Source organism: Methylomusa anaerophila (assembly GCF_003966895.1).
Lineage (GTDB): Bacteria > Bacillota > Negativicutes > Sporomusales > Sporomusaceae > Methylomusa > Methylomusa anaerophila.
This window is the reverse complement of record NZ_AP018449.1, coordinates 2,850,765-2,868,832: the sequence shown is the minus strand read 5'-3', so window position 1 is coordinate 2,868,832 and position 18,068 is coordinate 2,850,765. Positions and strand designations below refer to the sequence as shown.

Sequence of the window (18,068 nt, the reverse complement as noted above, 5' to 3'; positions counted from 1 at the left end):
AACCATATTAGCCAAAATGAGTCACTTGGGTAAAGCTGTCGGCCTGAGCGTCCCGGATCACGTAAGGAGGATGCCGAAGCGGAAATTCCATGGCAACCGCCGGTAAAGCCGTACAAGCTGCCGCCTGTTTAGTGTGTGTAGCTTCAGGACCAAAACCGACGTTGGAGACCAAATTACGGTCAGGCAAAATATGTAGCCCATTGTTTAGCCAGCTGGCAAAAGTCATCTGATAGTCCCAGGTGTCAATTTCCCCTTGATACGTGGCCTCAAATACAGCCTGCCAATACTCCAGCGCCTGCTGATTGCCGATAAGGGTATAGATCTGCCTGTCCCGCCATTCCGCCCACATGCTTCCCATTATGTCGGACAGCCAGTTTCCGTCACGGATTTCCGGCCAGTATTGCATGGTGACGTCATACCACTGCCAGGCCCGTCGCCAGGTAGCCCATCCCCACATGTGGGGAAACCGGGAAAAGTAATAGCTGTAAGGAGTCCGACGTCTTCCAAACTGAAAATTGTTGCCGGAAATAGTCATGACCCGCCGGTCATCCCGGTATCGTGCCAGTAATTCCTGACAATAAAGGAAGAACGACGGATGAGGCACACAGTCATCCTCCAGAATGATGGCTTCTTCTACCAGCTCAAATGCCCAATCCAGACCGCCGGCTACCCGGCTTCGGCAGCCCAGGTTGCTGTCCGCATAGTTTTTTAAGAGTTCACAATCCCAATCAATGGTGTCGATGACCGCCCGCACAGCCTGGCATTCTTCTTCTTCGCCCCGTCTATTTGAACGCGGGCCGTCAGCAATAACCAATAATTGTTTGGGTTTGACCTGCCGGATTTGTTCAAAAACCTGCCTGGTAGTTTCCGGCCGTCTAAAAACCATAAATATGACAGGCGTAGTTAATTCAAACTCATCCATGCTCCCATCTCCTGAAAAAACGACAGTCACCCCGCTGGCGCACTGCCGTTTTCCTTATTACTATTCCTGTATTCACCCTTTGCGAAAATACACATAATGCTCTAAAAACTCGATATAGGAAGCCAAACAACTCTTTCGTAAGTACTTGACCAGTCCTGACTCAATATCAGGCACTTCTGCCAGGTCGGCGACCGCTCCGCCGCACGGCTTGAATTGTCCAGGGGCGAGTCAATGCAGATTTAGATTATGTCATAAACGTGCTTAGCGGCATATTCTTGCCAGTTTGCCTCACAGTAATCTTTCCATCGCCAGAAATAATTCTCCCCAATCGCCAGGGTAACAATGGCAATGGCAATGGCTTTGGCTTTGGAGTTTTTCACAGCCTCCTACATCCCCAAAAGTTTTTGCCACCAGGCGTTTTCCTGTAGTAAAGCGCCTTTATTAACCGGCAGAGAGTGCATAAACTCGACCAGGCGATGTTCCCTTTCATCCATTTCCTTTATCCACTCCGCCTGAGCAATTTTCATCTCATTCTCAGCCTGCCGATGAGTTACATTCACCTCAGCCAACTGACCTTTCAATTCCTTTACTTGTGCCAATAAATCGGCTAGTTGCTGCGATCCCAGTCCGGCTTCATCAGCAGGTTTGTTCTTACGCTCCTGCAATATAGTTTGCCTAAGAATACGGATCTCACCTAACAACAGATTCAATAAATCCACAACAGTCTTTTGCCGGCTTTCATCTTCCTTGCTCCGCGCCATTTTCCGCGCAGCACTGTCCCTTTGTATCATAGCTAACTGTTCCTGCAAATCTTTCATTCTGGTTGCCTGGTCCTCTTGTAAGCGACTTAATTCTCCCCGGATGTCGACCAACGTTTGAGTTATTTTCTCCCCAAAAAGGTTCTCACCCGCGTCAACCGTGGCATATTGATCATCATCCTCCGGGTCTGGACAGCGAGGTCCCGGGTCTGGCCCCAGCGGCACCCATTCCCCCATACCTTTGAATTCTTTTACTTGACCGGGCTTACGAAGGATTTCCGCCAGGTCACACGGACCGGATACAAGAAAGTATCCCGCCTGGCAGGAATCCCGGGAAGCGGTCATTTGTTCCTTTGCCCCACTCTTCGGCGCCATAACATTCACCGCCTTTTCCAAAATAAAGTTGTCCTGACCATATTCCTTTCTCAAATTACCAGCCAATAAGTTGAAATATACTTTAATATATGCCAAAAAAAGAAATGTGCTATATATGTGGCATGAAAGAATTGCTGCTATGAAATAACAGCGCTTAACTCAGATAGCTTATGTAACCGTAAGACGATCAGCCACATAGAATATAGTAAGATTAGTAAGTCACACACCATCCTTTCTCCCCTGATGCACCGACCGGCAAACATTATTGGCCAACTGAACGGCGCTCCTTAACTTTTTAAAAAAGTGTTCAGGCAAAAAGGAAGGTTAGGAGGGAGCCACTTTGAATAAAATTAATAAAACTGCCGCACCCGGCGTTCTATTTTGTGGCCAAGGGAATTCTGCCGCTGCAAATCCGACGGAATCGACCTGCTATGTATACCTAACTCCCGCTGACAACGGTACAGTGATTTGGGGCCAAGACAGTAACGGAAAAATTCATCCCGTCCGCACCGATGACCAGGGCCGCCTATTGATATTGATAGCATCATCCCAGCTTCCCGATACCCCCCGGCTAACCGGCAGTGAAGGTCGGGTCCAAATTCGCGATCAAAGTGTCGACACCATAGCCCGCCCTATTGGAGTTGACCAGCATAACACATTGAATGCCACTGCTTACTCCCAAATCGGCAGACTGTATTCCGTTGCGGACACCGGTCTCTTACACCAAAACCTGTTAACGCTGGCCTATATCATTGATAATCCGTCTACTTCCAGCCGCATTCTTTATTTGGAAAAAATCACCGGCGGCAATGTACCCGCCCTTTCCTCTACCGCGTACGTACCGGCACTAAGAACAATGATATACAGGGATGTCCAGACGAGAGGAACTGCCCAGGGGACACCCTGTAATATGAATTTTGGTTACCCCAATAACAGTATCATGCTGGTTTCCCGGCTGGAAGGCATGGTCAACGGCACCCCGGTTTTAGCAATCAGCCATACATCCGGCCAATTTTCCGTAGATGTCCAAGGTCAAATCATTGTCCCTCCCGGCCATAATATCGCCATACAATTCACAACAGACGCTTTGAACGATAACAACCAGCTGATGTTGAATGCTAATATTCTCTGGTATGAACTTGACAAGTAGAGACTGGATAAGAAAAAAAGCCCCGCTCCCTTACGGAGCGGGGCTTAAATTTTATCCGATTAAATTTGTATGTTCAGTTTATCGAAATGCCACGAACTGCTTAGAAATCGTCAGGTACCGTTGCATATGAAACAAACTTATTGAAATCAACTTGATAATCATTTATGATCAATCATAGTCAGACCGTCTAGGCGCGATGAGGACCGGAACGGAAGCGTACTGGTTGTACGCTGGAGTGAGGACCGCAGGAGCAACAACGCAGATGACGGTTTATAAGCAGTTCCCTACTTTAAGCCGATTAAATCTAATCCCGTACCCGGATCATGGTCCAAACACCGCCACCCAATAGCAATAGGGTATATAACAGTAATACACCTAGAGAAATCAGGGGAAGTTCCCCGCCTGAACTGATGATGCGTAAAGTGTAGGTTGCGTGAGTTAAAGGCAGCAGTTCAATAATATAACGAAAAACAACCGGCAGCCGGTCCGGAGAAAAAAAAGTAGCGCATAAGAAGGACATGGGAAGCAAAATATAAGTGCTGAAGTTGGCCATATCCTCATGGGAATTAATCAGCATGGCAGCCACCAGCCCCATTGCCGCAAAGAGAAGACACGTTAGTGTCAAGGCTGTCAGAAACCAGCCGGTCATGATAAACCGGGCGCCAAACAAATAGGCCAAAGCAACGATGACGCTGCAGGATATCAGGCCTCGCAGGGCTCCGGCCAACACTTTCCCGGTCACAAAGGCCACCGGCGAAATGGGAGCAATCAGGTATTCCTCCAGTGTCTTATGATATAAACGGCTCATATTTAACGGCGAGCCAACGGCACTGAAGCTGATATTCATGGCATTGAGCGCCATAATCCCCGGAACGATAAAGTCGAGGTAATTAACGCCGCCGACCTGAACCCCCCGGCCAAAGCCCAGGCCAAAGGCTACCAAATATAATATTGGGCTAATCATCCGCGAAAGCACAAATTTGAACATGCGCCTGTTTAAAACAATCCAATCACGCCAGAAAACTGTCCATATGTCATAAAGCATAGAAAGTCCCTTTCAAAATTATTATCAGATTATAGTTATTATTTTGCAGGAATTATTGCTCCCATAGAGTATTATATACATCAGTAAAGTTCTGCCGCATTCATGTGTGAACGCATGTGTTGAACGCTTAAATACTAAATTCGGGCTAAAATCCACTATTCCTGCCGGGTATCTTAATCAGCACGACATATAATGGGTATAATAACCCGTTATTAAGGATCAAAATATGAGAGTCATTCTTACATCTTTGATCCAAATTATATATAAAGGAGGAGTTACATTGAGTGTAAACAATGCCATGACAGCCGATTTCCTGCGTTCAGCTTACGGTGGTGAAAGCATGGCCCATATGCGTTATCTGATCTGGGGTGACGTTGCCGAAAAAGAGGGGCTGCCCAATATCGGCAAATTGTTTAAGGCAATCTCTTATGCGGAATGGGCCCATGCCAAAAACCATTTCCGGGAACTTTCCGAGCAGAAGGGTGACTTTACCGTAGCCGCCGGCGCAGTGTTCGGCAACACGAAGACAGTTGAAAACCTCCAGGGAGCTATCAACGGCGAGCTTCACGAAATCAATCAAATGTATCCGGTATATCTGGAAACTGCCCGTTTCCAAAAAGAACGCGGTGCTGAAAAATCCTTTCACTGGGCGTTAGAAGCAGAAAAAATTCATGCCAAGCTGTTTCAGGAAGCCCAGGATGCGGCTAAATCAGGCCAAGACTATCAAATCAACTCGGTTCATGTTTGCCCGTTCTGCGGCCATACCATTCTCAATGAAGCACCTGATAAATGTCCGATTTGCGGCGCCCCCAAAGATAAATACAAATCATTTTAACATATTTTATCTATATAGTTTTCAAAAATGATTTACAATCGTAATGCTAGGATAAGCGTAGGTTAAGCGGCAGCGTCGAAGCGTTCCTAGCATTACGATTAATAGAAAATCATTTTTGGATTCCATATATATGGAACCCATAAAAAAACGTAAAAAAATTGAAATTATATCCGGGTATTGGAATCGCTTCGACGCGATCCTAATACCCGGATATCAATTCTTTAATGCGACATAATATAAAGGCTCATTCCATCGAAGTTTTATAAAATTTAACAAATATACGCAGTTAAATTACCTTCTTTTCTGTCTCTCATCGAATATCCGGTGGCAATGTAGAATACTGCCTCAGCTATGTTAGTCGCCCGGTCCGCCACTCGCTCGATATAGCGGATAGTTACGTTATAATCGGCAAGTACTTCCTGCTGGTTTATGTTGGTTGTATTGATCAGCACGAGGTCTTGCAGCAATGTTTTATTTAACTGGTTAACCGCTGCATCCTGCCCCCAAACCTGACTCGCCAGGTTTGCATCATTAGTACGGTAAGCATGAATTGCATCAGTCAACATCTGTGTTGCTAAATTACCCAGCCTTTTAATCCGGGGCGCAAGAAGCCTGACGGCATTTCCTTCTATCCTGGGAAATTTTTTCTGAACAATTTTGGCAATATTATTGGCGTAGTCAGCCACACGTTCAATCTCACCGGCAATTTTTATACTGGATATCAGAAAACGCAAGTCTGTAGCTGCCGGTTGCTGGGTGGCAATCGTAGTTATGCATTGTTCATCGATACTTGAGAACATCCTATCCACTTCTTTTTCGAACCGGCGTGATCGAAGTGCCGCTTCAGTGTCGTTGGTAATAAAAGATTCTACCGCAGACAATACCGACGTGGTAGTTTTGTCTCCCATGTTTATAATTGAGCTTTTAATATTAGATAATTCCTGCAAATAATTTACTCGTAACACGGCACATCACCCCTTCAATAGTCTTTAAATTATTTCCCCTGTACTCGGTAACGCTGACACGAATCAAATTGCTCTGACTGATCGCCGATTGCATCGCGTCTTTGCCACCTATGATCCCGGTTTTTACATAATATTCAGATTTATCTCTCCTCATACATCCAGAATTTACCTTTAAGTAAAATATATACTAATACTAAATTCAAAAAAAGTCAATACCCCTTTCGTATTTATACTTTCTTTTATTGAAGTATTTCAACAAAACCTTGGGACCCATCAACCCGGATGTATTGCCCGTCCTTAATCAGCCGGGAAGCTCCATCCACCCCTGCCACCGCCGGTATGCCGTATTCTCTGGCAACCACCGCGCCGTGAGTCATCAGACCGCCCACTTCCGTGACCAGACCGGCGGCCAATGGAAACAAGGGAGTCCAACCGGGGTCGGTAAAGGGGGTAACTAAAATATCTCCCTTGTTCATTTTGGCATTGGTCAGCGTGAGAATTACCCGCGCCCGTCCTTCCACCACTCCCGCCGACACAGGACTGCCTGTGAAAGCACCCTGAGGCACTGTTTTATTCCTGTCATTGCCGGTATAGATTTCTCCTTCACTGGTCATCGTCCTGGGGGGAGTCAATTTTTCATAACGCTTAAACTGCTCCTGACGCTTGTAGATAAGTCCCCGGTCAATTTTACCTGTCTCCAACACACCGGCCAACTCACTCAGTGACAGCCAGTACACCTCTGCCGGCGACCTTAAAAGACTGACAGCGCAAAGCTTTTCCCCTTCCTTGAGTATTCCCTGTTTAATAATATCCAAATTCTGCACAAGAAAATACTTCGGATGTTCCCTTACCCCGATCAAAGCGCGGTGGACTTTAACGAAACGAGACATAATTTTTGCTTTTAAAAAACCCCATTTTGTATTTCTTAGCCGTGCCGCCAGCCGCTCAGCCGCCGCCGCTGCCTCCCGTTTCCCCCGGGAGAATTCCAAACGGTGCTGCCCCGGCGGCCGGCTCTCGATATGGCTTAAAATAGCCGGAACCATTTGGGTAGGCTTTTCTCGCCAGCGGTCCCGGGTGATATCTATTTCTCCTGTTGCCCGCATGCCATATCGGGCCAGAAACTCCATGAATGCCAACTGAACTTGTATCCCCCCGGGAACTGCACCCAGACCTGTAAAAAAAGTATCGTCAGCAGCCGTTTTTAAATAAGCCGCAACAGCCGGATATTTTCTCACCATATCGGCAATATCCCCTAATTGCAATCCCATTTCACTGGTAACGTTGCCGGGAGGGGATTTGCTGATGCTGCCCAATTCCCGTGCGTCTCCCAGCCATTTTCGCGAAAAGCCGTCTATTAGTTTGTAAGTGAGAAGTGCCGCCCCAAGGTATTGCGCAATATTCCTGAAAATGGCCGGCAGCAATGATGACAATATTGTTTGTATCTTGCGAATTCTGTCGGCACCGGACACTTCAGCCAGACCTGCCTGGTTTTCCTTTACTTTACCGGTGATAAATCCGTTTAACTTTCGTACCACGCTGGGATTATTGCGGTACATAATATTTCTAATTACATTGCCCCAGACGGTAAGAAGGCCAACAATCATATAAGGGGTTTTCGACCAGGACTTGGTTGCCGCTTGCGACTTAAACTGGTCACTGGCTGTAAATTCCATTACCGCCCGGCCGATAGCCGCATCCACATTCAGCAGCAATTTGGGTACCAATCTTCGGCCAAGTGGATTCGCCAGCAGATTGGTGATATCTATATAAAGTCTCCCGCCGGCTTCCTGCAGAAAAGGACTTTCAGCCAACCTGCCCTTTTTACCGAAAGGCGCCAAGGTTCTGAGCACCGAAATCCCTAAAGGCTTAATTGGGTCAGTCATCATTTGTGCGTGACCAAGGGATATATAGAACCGCAGTTTGCGATCATCGGTTTGCGGCAGCGGATACAATGTTGTTATCGGCCGGCTTTGCAGAATATAAATCTCATTATCCGCAAGACACCATTCAATATCCTGGGGTGAGCCGAAATGCTTTTCCAGGTTTTTTCCGATAGCAGCAAGCTTTAAGACGCTCTCATCTGTAAGCGATGGCTTGTTTTGTTCAGCAACGGGCACTTCTATCCGGGTAGTGCCGCCATTTTCCTGTCCGTAAACAGCCAGTTTTTTTTGGGCAATCTGTTTGACAATAATACTGTTATTTTTTACTTTGTACAAATCGGCCGATACTATCCCGGCTACGAGAGATTCTCCCAGACCAAAACTTGCATCTATGGATACCACCTTACGGTTGCCGGTAACCGGGTCAGCCGTAAACATAATCCCCGCTGCCGCCGGCAATACCATCCGTTGAACGATTACCGACAGCCGTACCTTATCATGCTGAAAGCCGTTTTGCCTGCGGTATAATATGGCCCGGTCGGTAAACAGAGATGCCCAGCACTTGCGCACATGGGTCAAAATGTTTTCCCGGCCTTGAATGTTTAAAAAAGTATCATGCTGCCCGGCAAACGAGGCTCCCGGAAGATCTTCCAGCGTAGCGCTTGAGCGAACGGCATAGGCGTAATCACTGCCGGTTTTTTCCCAAGCCGCAAAAATCTCCCCCTCAATCGCCGCCGGAATGGCGAGGCTCTCAAGATGGGACCTGATAGATTCCCCTGCTTCCCGCAGAATGTCCGGGGACGCTGCATCCACTTGCTCCAAAAGCCGCAATAGTTCCGGCAGCAGGGAACTATCTTCGGCAAAATCATGATAAGCTGCGGTCGTTATGCAAAATCCCGGCGGAACTTGAACCCCCGGTAGCTGGTATAATTCCCCCAAATTGGCTGCCTTCCCGCCTGCTACGCCAACGCTTGCCTTATTTAGTTCATTAAAAAATAGAACATACTGCCCCACAGCCGTCAACCTCCTGTTACAATTTCATTTTTTAATAGTATAACCGGTTGTCCGGCTTGTAACGTTATTGATATGATTTTTATTCTAGCGGCAGCTTTGGGACTAGCTTAGAAATTATATTCATGTCATAATAATAACAAGCAATTATATAATAGTTCTTAAGTTTACCTTTTATTTTATATTATCACGAAGTAGTAGTATGGAGGTGGCAGTATGATTGAAGGCAAAAATATCAATCTACGGACAGTAACTGAAAATGATCTTACTGAACTATTTGCTTTAGCCAGCAGGCTCAGAGAAATGGGCGAATTTTGGTCGGTACTCCTGCCTTCTGAGCCAAATCTTAAAAAGGAATTTGCTGAAACCGGATTTTGGAGCAAAAACTTCGGTAAAATGCTGATCACTGATAAAACCAATACGATAATCGGCGAAATATCTTACTTTAAAAATGCCCATTACCGCTGTGGCTATGAAATTGGCTATCAATTATTCCGGGAGGAAACCCGCGGCAAAGGTACCATGACCGAAGCCCTTTCCCTGTTTTCATCCTACTTATTTGCTCTTTATCCCATTCCCCGCCTCCAAATTACATGTATGGCCGGCAACATAGCCAGTAGCCGGGTAGCGGAAAAATGCGGCTTCAAACATGAGGGAACATTGCGAAAAGCTACGTTCAACCGTGGTCAGTACCATGACCTGGAATTATTTTCCCTGCTGCGGGAAGAATGCCCGTCCCTTGGGGATGTTCTAAAGACCCTCTAAAACGTTTCAAAGACACAACAACGGCTGAACCCCTGTTTCTTGGCAAACAGGGGTTCAGCCGTTGCAACAAATTACCTCATTCTACCTGGTTGCGGCCAGAGCCTGCCCCAGGTCGTCGATGACGTCTTGCACGTCTTCTGTGCCGATGGATAAACGCACCAGGTCGTCCGATACCCCGGCAGCCGTCCGCTGCTCGGAAGTGAGCTGGGAGTGAGTAGTGCTGGCCGGGTGAATAACCAGAGATTTTGAGTCACCCACATTCGCCAGCAGCGAGAACAGTTTCAGGCTGTCAATGAATTTCCGGCCGGCTTCCAGCCCGCCCTTGATACCAAAGGTTAAAATGGCTCCTGCGCCCTTAGGCAGGTATTTTTGGGCCAGCTTATAGTCCGGATGGCTGGGAAGGCCAGGGTAGCTTACCCAGGATACAAGCTCGTGTTTTTCCAGATATTCAGCAACCGCTTGCGCGTTTTGGCTGTGCCGTTCAAGCCGGAGGTGTAAAGTTTCCAAACCTTGTAAAAATAAAAAGCTGTTGAATGGACTGAGAACTCCGCCCAGATCTCTCAGAATTTGCACCCGGAGACGAATAATATAGGCCAGTGGTCCGAGAGCCTCCGTATACCGAAGGCCATGATAGCTGGGGTCCGGTTCGGAAAGAAGCGGGAACTTGCCGTTGGCCCAGTTAAATTTACCGCTGTCAACTGCCGCGCCTCCCATCGACGTCCCATGCCCGCCAATAAACTTGGTAGCCGAATGAATCACGATGTCGGCGCCAAAATCGATGGGGCGGCAGAGATACGGCGTGGCAAAGGTATTGTCAATAAGCAAGGGTATCCCATTGTTATGCGCTATGCTGGCCACACTCTCAATATCCAGTACGTCAATCTTCGGATTACCGATGGTTTCAGCATAAAGAGCCTTGGTTTTAGGAGTAATGGCCTTGGCAAAGTTTTCGGGGTCACTGGGATCTACGAAGGTTACCTTAACTCCCAAACGCGGCAGGGTATAGGCAAACATGTTGTACGTGCCGCCATACAGGGTGGATGAGCTGACGATTTCATCCCCTGCCTGGGCGATATTGAAGATAGCCGCGCTGATTGCGGCATGACCGGAAGTGAAGGCTAACGCTGCGATGCCGCCTTCCAGCGCCGCAATGCGTTTCTCGAAAACATCGGTGGTAGGGTTCATAATACGGGTATAAACATTGCCGGACTCTTTCAGGCCAAAGAGATTGGCGGCATGTTCCGCATCGCGAAAATTGTAAGATGTGGTTTGGTAAATAGGTACCGCTCTTGATCCAGTCGTGGGATCAGGCTCCTGACCACCGTGAATTGCAATGGTGTCGAATCTTAAGTTTTCTGGTAATGCCATAATAAGCCCCCCTATTTTTTAATTATGCCGGTAAGCTGGGCAAGGAAAAATAAATAGACCAGGGAATTACCAACGAAGCAATTCCTTGGCCTTTAGTGTATCTAATCAGCCAAATATTAAATTATCAGGATATGTACTATGTAAAATACTAGCATAAGGCCCGTATCCTTGTCAATATGCTTCCGGCCCTAATTCACCATTTCCAGGAAGGCCTGGACCCTGGTCTTGATCTGTTCCACGTCGCCTTGCGAATAGTCGGTTTCCACATGCAAATAAGGAATATTACCGTTTTTCTTCAGGTGTTCCTTTAACACCCGGCTTTCAACATTATAGGTATGACAGCCCTGCCAGACGATATCCACCACCCCGTCGGCACGGTACTCCTCAACCAGCTTCACCATGTTGTCCATCCGAATGGGATTGGGACTCATACAGGAACAAGGCGTAGACAAATATTTCTCGGCGATGGCTGCAAGCGGCGGCTGATTTTCGTCAACCAGGGTTACAAACTGTTTCATACCGGAGCAGTTTTCGATATAAACCACTGCCGCGCCGCAGTCCTCAATAATCTTGATGACCTTTTCGGCGCCCATACCGGTAGGAACACCGGTTACAATAATGCGTTTCGCCCCTTGGGGAAAGGCAGATTCACCTTTGGCGACACTGTCCTTTACATCATTGATGATGTCATGAATCTGCGCGGCAAATTCTCCCCGGTCAACAACAAAGTTCCGGCCCCATAACAGTTTAAGAAAATCCTGGCCGGACAGGGGAACCGGATCAAGCTTCATGAATTCCGACAACTGCTGCATCAGCCTGCGTTCGTTATTCAGCACTTTTATGGCCTGTGCCATGTTGTCCTCTGTAATCTCAGTCTGCAGCTCGTCCTCCAAAATGCCTTTGAGCTTTTTCACTTCCGCCAGCCAGTATTGTTTGTCGGAATCATCCGAATAACTTTGCGGCATTTTCATCACATGCACCCGTTTAAACTGACTCATAAGTTCAAACATTTTCTTTTTCCCGTCGCAGGTTGTTTCCCCAATAATAATATCGGAGTGAAGAAAATACGGACACTTGTCGGTTACGGCAAAACCATATGACGACTTTATGAGCGGACAAAAATTCCTGGGCAGCGTCTTTTCGCCGTCAGCAATCGGCTCTTCCTTTGTTGCGCACAGTGAAAAGCCCAATGCGTCCGCAGCCAGCACCAGTTCTTGCGGCGCATAGACACAATAAAAGCCAACTACCTTTTTGCCGGTTTCTTTCACATTTTTTAGCATAGTAAATGGATCAGACATGCAAATTCCTCCTAAATTAAAATTAAGCTTGCGTGTTTTGTGAAGCACGCTCTTTAATCCCGACTGACCGGGAATAATCCCACGCGCACAGCGCCGCCCCTATTGATCCGGCATACAAAGCATGCGAAGGAACTATCAGTTCCACTCCCAACTTTTCTTCCAGTTCCCGGCGCATATGACGGTTTTGCGATACACCGCCGGTAAACACAACCGGAGCCGCCAATTGAACAGAGGCCGCCATAGCTGCAACCCGGTTGGCGACAGACTTATAAAGCCCGGCAAAAATGGCTTGGCGGGACTTACCCTTATTTACCAGGCCAATCACTTCCGATTCGGCGAATACGGTGCACATGGCGTTAACAGTACAGGCTTCCTCCCCCGGACTCAATTCCAACTCGTTGAGCCCTGCCATATCCAGATTCATAGCACCGGCCATAACTTGAAAAAATTTACCGGTACCAGCCGCGCACTTATCATTCATAACAAAGTCGGTTACCTTGCCGGTGTTATCTACCCGCATGGCTTTCGCATCCTGCCCGCCGATATCCAGCACTGTCGCTGCTCCCGGTACCATATAAGCTGCTCCCCGGCCATGGCAGGTTATCTCAGTCATTGTCTTGTGAGCAAGGGGAAAATTAATTCTTCCATAGCCTGTTCCCACAATGCAGACAAGGTCTTCAACTGCAATACCCCAAGCCGCAGTTTCCCGGCGCAGCAAATCAAGAGCGGCTTCCCGCGGATTCCAACCGGAAAGGCGAGCTGCATAAGCCATCTGCACTCCGTCATATAAAGTAAGTTTTATTGCCGCCGAGCCAATATCGATTCCGGCCACAACTGATAATTTCATAGCCACCACCACGACCAGGAGAATGATTAATTAATCATTATTAATTATATTACTGCCATAAATTAAATTTATAATACGAAATTGATATTCGCGTTTATCGCCAAAAATCCTGCCTCTAGCAAAAGCAGGATCAGGATATAGAAAGTATTTATACTTTCTGTTAGACTAATAAAAGGTCATTAAAAAGTAGAAGCCGGTTTCCCAGACGGGAAACCGGCTTCTACTTTAAACTGCCCTTCTCTACCAGCACCGAGTATGTCCCATTGTCTCGCTTTTCGGCTTTAATAACTTTGTGGCCCTCATCCTTGAGACTTCGGGGCACGTTCAATATAGGCTCACCGTCGTTCATTATGATTTCAAGAATCTTACCGTCTGCAAGTTCCTCAAGCGCAACCAGGGTTTTTACAAAGGTAACGGGACAAACCACGTCGGTTATATCTATTAACGCATCTGCCCTTTTATCGCTCATAATGCCGCTGCCAACTGCCGGCGAAACAAATCCCATCCTACCCGGTCAAGAGTATTGCCGAATCTTTCACCTTGTTTTCCATACTGCTTAAAAAATTCAAGAGTGGCTTCCACCACTTTATGGAGTTCTTCATTGGAAAGCAAGCGTGGTTCCAGTTGCTTGCCAATGGCGATCTGCTTGCCGTAAAGCCCGCCAAAATAAACGATAAAGCCGCTCTTCCCCTGCCATGCTCCGGCAGGACAGACTTTTACGCATTTACCACAAAAGATGCAATCCGTGTCTTTAAACGAAAGCTTTTTGTCCTGCTGGTTAACTTGAATAACCTTTGCAGAACAGACTGCCTCACACAGGCCGCAAAAATTACATTTACCGGCGTCCCACTTAACCTCGGTTCCACCTCTTACACCAAGGTCATTTTCTTCGGCCTTCAGACAATTATTCCGGCAGCCGGTAATCCCCAGTTTGAATTTGTGGGGAAGTTCCCTGGCATAGTATCGCTCATCGAATTCCTTCGCAAGTGCCGTAGTGTCAATAAGACCGTGGGGACAAATCGTGGCCCCCTGACAGGCGGTTATTGTCCTAACCCTCGGTCCACAGGCCCCTGGCTGCACTCCTGCTTCTGCTAAGGCTTTTTTCACTGTATCTATATCCTCTAATTTAATAAACGGTATTTCAATACTTTGTCTTGAAGTCATATGAATATAGCCCTGTCCATACTGCTGGGCAACTTCATAGACTTTTTTCAGTTGTTCGGCCGTGATATGTCCGCCAACAATCCTTAACCGCAGGGAAAAGCGGTCCTTCTGAATTTGCTTCATGAACCCGCCTTTTTTAAGTTCCTGGTAATTAACTTGCGCCATTATGATCCCCCTCGACTAACAATTATTTTTTGATATTGAGCTTATTCGCGATTATCAGTCCAACACCTTCTTTAGATGCAGGCTTCGCATGCCGGGTGCGTATAATCGGCAAGTTTGGTGATGGACGGATTTTCGCCGCATACCGGGCAGTTACTGTCCCGTGGCAGCTTTACTTTCCGAAAATTCATTTCCAGGGCGTCATAGGTAAGAACATAACCATTTAGCAGTTCTCCGACGCCCAGTATATATTTAATGGCTTCCGTTGCCTGAATGGTTCCGATTACGCCTCCCATTACCCCCAATACCCCGGCCTGCTTACAGGTGGGAACAGCATCAGGCGGCGGCGGAGCGTGAAATATACACCGGTAGCAAGGACCCTGCCCCGGAATATAAGTCAGAGTCTGTCCCTGAAACCGGATAATGCCCCCATGAGAGAAAGGCTTGCCGGTAATAACACAGGCGTCATTGATTAAGAACTTCGCCGGAAAGTTATCGGTACCGTCGATGATGAAGTCATAGTCCCGGTCCTTGATTATATCAACTACGTTGCTCGCATCAGCCGCTTTTTGGTACATAATCACCTTTACATCCGGGTTTATCTCGTTGATTGTTTCCTGGGCCGACAGTACCTTGGCCTTGCCGATATCCTTCGTCAGATGAATAATCTGCCGCTGAAGATTGGCTAGCTCCACCGCGTCGCCATCTGCCAAACCGATGGTCCCGACTCCGGCAGCGGCCAGAAACATGGCCGCCGGCGCGCCCAGGCCGCCGGTGCCGATGATTAACACCTTAGATGCCAGCAGCTTTTGCTGTCCTCTGACGCCGACTTCTTTCAAAATAATATGTCTTGCGTATCTCTCCATCTGTTCATTGGAAAAACTCATACTCCCCGCCCCCATAAAACGCATCATTACGACTCCCAGCCCCACAAGGTTTACGCCCAGCATTGCGGCAAGACTGACATAAATATAATAGGAAAGACTAAAAGACTCCCGCACAGAAAATCTTTTAGCCTTTAGTTTTCTAATCAGTTGCTCAATACTTTATTTTCAGAATTAATAATACCACATTTAAAAAATAAATACCATAAAAACATATTTTTCTTATATTCCGTCACCATTTGTGCATTCTACGGAAGGCAGTCTAATCTTCTGGTCAAATTTTATGACTTGTCCATCACGTATTATGATAGTCACTTCCGTACTATATTTGGGTTTCTCTGGATCGGAATCGGTTGTTTTTTGTTCTTCAGGGATGGAATGAAGATTGTTTATCATTATAGTCCCTCTTTCTGCTATGGTTTCGAAATGCTGCCCACCGTCCGGCCGGAATTAAGAAAAACCCCTTTCCGAGGAAAGGGGTTAATTCACACCTTCCTCTTATCTGCCAGGATTTCTCCTGCTGGAATTAGCACCACTGCAGTTGCCTGCCGGTTGCCGGGTGTCATCGGGCCAGTCCCTCGACCACTCTGGATAAGAGCCATTTTTCATTCAATTAGTTACAATTTTAGCACAGGAAATATTGAATGTCAATATTACTTAATTTTGCTTAATTTTGCTTTATTACTTAATTTGCTTCCAGTGTATCCCTAACAAGATTAAAAAAAGCGAGATATCCAGCTTTATGGACTCCCGCTTATTTTGTCGGCATGAAATTTAATTTCCCTGTACTTTCTCTGTTTGCTAACCATTTCTGCCAATATTCCTCTTTATTATCCAAATTTATTCAAGACTGTCCCAATTTGTTCTTCGGTAAGTGAAGAAAATCCGCCAATATTGCCGACAAAGAAGCAAGTACCTACTATTACATCATTATTGTATTCGAAATTAACAGGAAGATCTCGCGGCTTTCCTTCATTGTTATAAGCTACAATCATTATATCATTCTGAAAATTAATATATTTCATGGGATCGCCAACGATATCCTGTATAGATCTGGTATCATTAGGAATGTATTGTAAAACGGGTAATTTTGAAGGTTTCTTGACTGCTACTAGAATATCATCATTAATGTAACGCATTCCGACAGTATCTCCTCCCATCCAATTGGATATTACACATTTATATTAGGTATACATTAAGTACACACAATTTACATTCTAGACTTTCGTTCAGCTAAAAAGAACATAAAAAATCATCTTTTTTACCCTAAAAATTCGAAAATAATACAAATTTAAACATTCTGCAGCTAAAACAGCTATAGTATTCCAACTATGTTTCTATCTATATACAATCTATTAAAGATTTACAAAGAACAACACAACCTATCAATGACCTTTAAAGGCATTTGATTGATTTGAGCGACAAACCTTTGAATCCTTTGGCGAATTTCATTGGTTGAGTGATAAAAAACGTTGTAGATACAAGAATGCTTGAGCCAGCCCCAGAATTCTTCAATTAGATTAAGATTGGGACTGTAAGGCGGCAAAAAAACAAGGGTAAGACGATCCTTGTTACTCTTTAAGAATGGCTGTAAGAGATTGGCATGATGAATTCTGGCATTATCGAGAATGATTACAATTCTTTCCCCTGGATACTTCAAAAGGATCTGCTGTAGAAAGGACAAAAAGACCTCGGCATCATAACGGTCACTTTCGATTACAAAGATTTCGCCGCTTTCATAGTCAAGCGTGCCTAAAAGTTTAATACCTTGATGCTTACCGTAAGTTGGGATAATGCGTTGCTGCCCTTTTGGAAACCAAGTACGGGCGATAGCCTGATAATCCCGAATCATAGATTCATCCTGAAACAAAATACGATCAACTTTGTCATGCAAAAGATCGGCTCTCAGGGTTTCCCATTTTTTTTGAATTCTTCTTGTTGAATTGGGTCAGCATGAGCAAGAGTATAGGTTGGACGAGTACAGGTAAAGCCCAGTTCGTGCAATAATACATTGGTTCCACTTCGAGAATATTCTACATTAAAGGTGCGAATTATCCATTCTCTAAGGATGGGTCCTGTCCAGTTCATCTCTGCCGGAAAACCTACATCCTCGGGTCTTTTATGGATCAGGACATCAAGAATTTCTTGTTTTTGTTCCTTGGTAAGAAAAGAGGGTCTGCCGGGAGAGAAGTTCATTGCAAGGGCCTTAAGGCCACCGGTCTGATAGGCGTTGAGAAAATTGTAGACTGTTTTCAAACAACGACCGGTGATTTTGGCGATCTGAGGAACATCATAACCTTCCAAGTAAAGTTTTATGGTTTGGTAGCGCTCAAACAGGCGTCGGTTTTTACAATTCTTCATTGCATGATTTACTGCAATTAGACGATTATCTAAGGATTCCATGTGTAACCCTGCTCCTTTGGTTAAAGAATAAGTATATTTTAAAAATACCACATTTAACCAAAAGAAAATAGTCCCTAATGTAAATCTTTTTTAGATTTTATATATTTCCAAAAAATTAGCAATTTGATGGATCGATAGACTCGATTCTCTTTTCACTTTGCTGATAAGTTTTTGACGCATACTGTCGTTCCCTCGGGTTTTTAAGTCGCCGAGGCAGATATTATATTCTTTGCCGG

General features: G+C 45.9%; 17 protein-coding genes and 1 riboswitch. Of the genes, 3 read left to right on the top strand and 14 right to left on the bottom strand.

What is annotated here, in order from left to right; translation table 11 throughout:
* Positions 1-7: 7 nt before the first annotated feature.
* The 3 genes from MAMMFC1_RS12900 to MAMMFC1_RS12895 form a co-directional block, all read right to left on the bottom strand.
* Positions 8-922 carry a glycosyltransferase family 2 protein gene (locus MAMMFC1_RS12900; protein WP_126308893.1) on the bottom strand — a complete coding sequence of 305 codons (915 nt, stop codon included), beginning with the start codon at positions 920-922 and terminating at the stop codon, positions 8-10.
* A 239-nt stretch (positions 923-1,161) separates the two neighbouring features.
* On the bottom strand, positions 1,162-1,302 hold the full coding sequence (locus MAMMFC1_RS21515; RefSeq protein ID WP_158618762.1) for a hypothetical protein: 141 nt from the start codon (positions 1,300-1,302) through the stop codon (positions 1,162-1,164).
* Between the two features lie 6 nt (positions 1,303-1,308).
* Positions 1,309-2,055, bottom strand: coding sequence for a sbcc family protein (locus MAMMFC1_RS12895; protein WP_126308892.1), 747 nt, complete (start codon positions 2,053-2,055; stop codon positions 1,309-1,311).
* 340 nt (positions 2,056-2,395) lie between these two features.
* Between MAMMFC1_RS12895 and MAMMFC1_RS12890 the strand changes: the two genes are divergently transcribed.
* Complete coding sequence (locus tag MAMMFC1_RS12890; protein ID WP_126308891.1) at positions 2,396-3,205, top strand: hypothetical protein; 810 nt, start codon at positions 2,396-2,398, stop codon at positions 3,203-3,205.
* A 304-nt stretch (positions 3,206-3,509) separates the two neighbouring features.
* On the opposite strand, the gene MAMMFC1_RS12885 is transcribed toward MAMMFC1_RS12890, so the two are convergent.
* Positions 3,510-4,250 carry an ABC transporter permease gene (locus tag MAMMFC1_RS12885; protein ID WP_126308890.1) on the bottom strand — a complete coding sequence of 247 codons (741 nt, stop codon included), beginning with the start codon at positions 4,248-4,250 and terminating at the stop codon, positions 3,510-3,512.
* Between the two features lie 280 nt (positions 4,251-4,530).
* Between MAMMFC1_RS12885 and MAMMFC1_RS12880 the strand changes: the two genes are divergently transcribed.
* Complete coding sequence (locus MAMMFC1_RS12880; protein ID WP_126308889.1) at positions 4,531-5,085, top strand: rubrerythrin family protein; 555 nt, start codon at positions 4,531-4,533, stop codon at positions 5,083-5,085.
* A gap of 269 nt (positions 5,086-5,354) precedes the next feature.
* Here the strand turns inward: MAMMFC1_RS12880 and phoU are convergent, their stop codons facing one another.
* Positions 5,355-6,050 (bottom strand): phosphate signaling complex protein PhoU, encoded by a 696-nt coding sequence (gene phoU, locus MAMMFC1_RS12875; RefSeq protein WP_126308888.1) that lies wholly within the window; start codon positions 6,048-6,050, stop codon positions 5,355-5,357.
* Between the two features lie 239 nt (positions 6,051-6,289).
* On the bottom strand, positions 6,290-8,944 hold the full coding sequence (locus MAMMFC1_RS12870; RefSeq protein ID WP_126308887.1) for a phosphoenolpyruvate synthase: 2,655 nt from the start codon (positions 8,942-8,944) through the stop codon (positions 6,290-6,292).
* Positions 8,945-9,157: 213 nt separating this feature from the next.
* Here MAMMFC1_RS12870 and MAMMFC1_RS12865 point away from each other — a divergent pair, with 213 nt between their 5' ends.
* Positions 9,158-9,706, top strand: coding sequence for a GNAT family N-acetyltransferase (locus MAMMFC1_RS12865; protein WP_126308886.1), 549 nt, complete (start codon positions 9,158-9,160; stop codon positions 9,704-9,706).
* Positions 9,707-9,787: 81 nt separating this feature from the next.
* Here MAMMFC1_RS12865 and MAMMFC1_RS12860 read toward each other — a convergent pair whose 3' ends face one another.
* From MAMMFC1_RS12860 to MAMMFC1_RS12825, 8 genes are all read right to left on the bottom strand, one after another.
* Positions 9,788-11,074, bottom strand: coding sequence for a homocysteine synthase (locus MAMMFC1_RS12860; RefSeq protein ID WP_126308885.1), 1,287 nt, complete (start codon positions 11,072-11,074; stop codon positions 9,788-9,790).
* 188 nt (positions 11,075-11,262) lie between these two features.
* Positions 11,263-12,372: a double-cubane-cluster-containing anaerobic reductase gene (locus MAMMFC1_RS12855; protein WP_126308884.1), complete on the bottom strand. Its 1,110-nt coding sequence runs from the start codon at positions 12,370-12,372 to the stop codon at positions 11,263-11,265.
* Positions 12,373-12,394: 22 nt separating this feature from the next.
* Positions 12,395-13,219 (bottom strand): acyl-CoA dehydratase activase, encoded by an 825-nt coding sequence (locus tag MAMMFC1_RS12850; protein ID WP_126308883.1) that lies wholly within the window; start codon positions 13,217-13,219, stop codon positions 12,395-12,397.
* Between the two features lie 220 nt (positions 13,220-13,439).
* On the bottom strand, positions 13,440-13,724 hold the full coding sequence (locus MAMMFC1_RS12845; RefSeq protein WP_232035446.1) for a sulfurtransferase TusA family protein: 285 nt from the start codon (positions 13,722-13,724) through the stop codon (positions 13,440-13,442).
* Positions 13,685-14,548: a 4Fe-4S binding protein gene (locus tag MAMMFC1_RS12840; protein WP_126308881.1), complete on the bottom strand. Its 864-nt coding sequence runs from the start codon at positions 14,546-14,548 to the stop codon at positions 13,685-13,687. Before MAMMFC1_RS12840 ends, MAMMFC1_RS12845 begins: the two co-directional genes overlap by 40 nt.
* A 71-nt stretch (positions 14,549-14,619) precedes the next feature.
* Complete coding sequence (locus tag MAMMFC1_RS12835; protein WP_324332200.1) at positions 14,620-15,546, bottom strand: HesA/MoeB/ThiF family protein; 927 nt, start codon at positions 15,544-15,546, stop codon at positions 14,620-14,622.
* Between the two features lie 378 nt (positions 15,547-15,924).
* A riboswitch (SAM riboswitch) is annotated at positions 15,925-16,027 on the bottom strand.
* Positions 16,028-16,259: 232 nt separating this feature from the next.
* Positions 16,260-16,568: a DUF3846 domain-containing protein gene (locus MAMMFC1_RS12830; RefSeq protein WP_158618760.1), complete on the bottom strand. Its 309-nt coding sequence runs from the start codon at positions 16,566-16,568 to the stop codon at positions 16,260-16,262.
* A gap of 224 nt (positions 16,569-16,792) precedes the next feature.
* Positions 16,793-17,832, bottom strand: a protein-coding gene (locus tag MAMMFC1_RS12825) for an IS630 family transposase (RefSeq protein WP_126308630.1) whose coding sequence is annotated in 2 segments (ribosomal slippage) — positions 16,793-17,337 and positions 17,337-17,832 — 1,041 coding nt in all. Because the reading frame shifts where the segments join, the coding sequence is not laid out codon by codon here.
* Positions 17,833-18,068: the final 236 nt, after the last annotated feature.

Coding starts and splice junctions, on each gene's coding strand:
- MAMMFC1_RS12865 (WP_126308886.1), top strand. CDS start 9,158: ATGATTGAAGGCAAAAATATCAATCTACGGACAGTAACTGAAAATGAT.
- MAMMFC1_RS12885 (WP_126308890.1), bottom strand. CDS start 4,250: ATGCTTTATGACATATGGACAGTTTTCTGGCGTGATTGGATTGTTTTA.
- MAMMFC1_RS12830 (WP_158618760.1), bottom strand. CDS start 16,568: ATGCGTTACATTAATGATGATATTCTAGTAGCAGTCAAGAAACCTTCA.
- MAMMFC1_RS12860 (WP_126308885.1), bottom strand. CDS start 11,074: ATGGCATTACCAGAAAACTTAAGATTCGACACCATTGCAATTCACGGT.
- MAMMFC1_RS12845 (WP_232035446.1), bottom strand. CDS start 13,724: ATGGGATTTGTTTCGCCGGCAGTTGGCAGCGGCATTATGAGCGATAAA.
- MAMMFC1_RS12855 (WP_126308884.1), bottom strand. CDS start 12,372: ATGTCTGATCCATTTACTATGCTAAAAAATGTGAAAGAAACCGGCAAA.
- MAMMFC1_RS12850 (WP_126308883.1), bottom strand. CDS start 13,219: ATGAAATTATCAGTTGTGGCCGGAATCGATATTGGCTCGGCGGCAATA.
- MAMMFC1_RS12900 (WP_126308893.1), bottom strand. CDS start 922: ATGGATGAGTTTGAATTAACTACGCCTGTCATATTTATGGTTTTTAGA.
- MAMMFC1_RS12895 (WP_126308892.1), bottom strand. CDS start 2,055: ATGGCGCCGAAGAGTGGGGCAAAGGAACAAATGACCGCTTCCCGGGAT.
- MAMMFC1_RS12840 (WP_126308881.1), bottom strand. CDS start 14,548: ATGGCGCAAGTTAATTACCAGGAACTTAAAAAAGGCGGGTTCATGAAG.